This window comes from Pseudomonas sp. BF-B-30 (genome assembly GCF_019956305.1).
Classification (GTDB): Bacteria; Pseudomonadota; Gammaproteobacteria; order Pseudomonadales; family Pseudomonadaceae; genus Aquipseudomonas; species Aquipseudomonas jessenii.
This window is the reverse complement of record NZ_JAHBDG010000080.1, coordinates 1-1,073: the sequence shown is the minus strand read 5'-3', so window position 1 is coordinate 1,073 and position 1,073 is coordinate 1. Positions and strand designations below refer to the sequence as shown.

At 62.6% G+C, this 1,073-nt stretch carries 1 protein-coding gene; it reads right to left on the bottom strand.

All coding sequences use genetic code 11. The annotated features are described in order from the left end of the window. Nucleotides 1-1,073 (bottom strand): tandem-95 repeat protein (locus KGB29_RS29065; RefSeq protein ID WP_154911005.1); only part of this gene is annotated, 1,073 nt, incomplete at both ends.

Here is a 1,073-nt window from a genome sequence, read left to right as displayed (position 1 = left end):
CCGGCGTGAAGGTGTAAGTGCCGTTGGCGCCGATCACCAGGGTACCGACGTTGGCAATGGTCGCGGTTTGGCCGGCGGTGAAAGTGCCAGCAACACCGTCGACGGTGAAGTTAACCACGCTGACCGGACCGTCGACGCTCGAGGTGCCACTGAGGACGCTGCCGGTCACGGCGGTGTCTTCGTTGGTAGTCACGGTTTCGCTGAGGTCGGTGAAACTGTCATCGACCGGGGTGACGTTGATGGTTAGGGTCGAGGTGACGTTGCTGCCCGAACCGTCGGTGACGGTGTAGCTCACGGTTGGCACCGTGCCGTTGTAGTTGGCGTCCGGGGTGAAGGTGTAAGCCCCGTTGGCGCCGATCACCAGGGTGCCGACGTTGGTGATGGTCGCCGTGCTGCCGGCGGCGTAGGTGGTTTCACCGATGGTGAAGTTCACCACGCTGACTGGGCCGTCAACGCTGCTCGTGCCAGTGAGGACGCTGCCAGTCACGGCGGTGTCTTCGTTGGTGCTCACGCTTTCACTGAGGTCGGTGAAGCTGTCATCGACCGGCGTGACGCTGATGGTCAGGGTCGAGGTGACATTGCTGCCCGAGCCGTCGGTGACGGTGTAGCTCACGGTCGGCACCGTGCCGTTGTAGTTGGCGGCCGGGGTGAAGGTATAGGCGCCGTTGGCACCGATCACCAGGGTGCCGACGTTAGCGATGGTCGCCGTCTGGCCAGCGGTGAAAGTACCAGCAACACCGTCGATGGTGAAATTGACCACGCTGACCGGCCCGTCAACGCTGCTCGTGCCAGTGAGGACACTGCCGGTCAAGGCGGTGTCTTCGTTGGTAGTCACGGTTTCGCTGAGGTCGGTGAAGCTGTCATCGACCGGGGTGACGCTGATGTTCAGGGTCGAAGTGACGTTGCTGCCCGAGCCGTCGGTGACGGTGTAGCTCACCGTCGGCATGCTGCCGTTGTAATTTTCGGCAGGCGTGAAGGTATAAGCGCCGTTGGCGCCGATCACCAGGCTGCCGACGTTGGCGATGGTTGCGGTGCTGCCAGCGGCGTAGGTGGTTTCACCGATGGTGAAATTC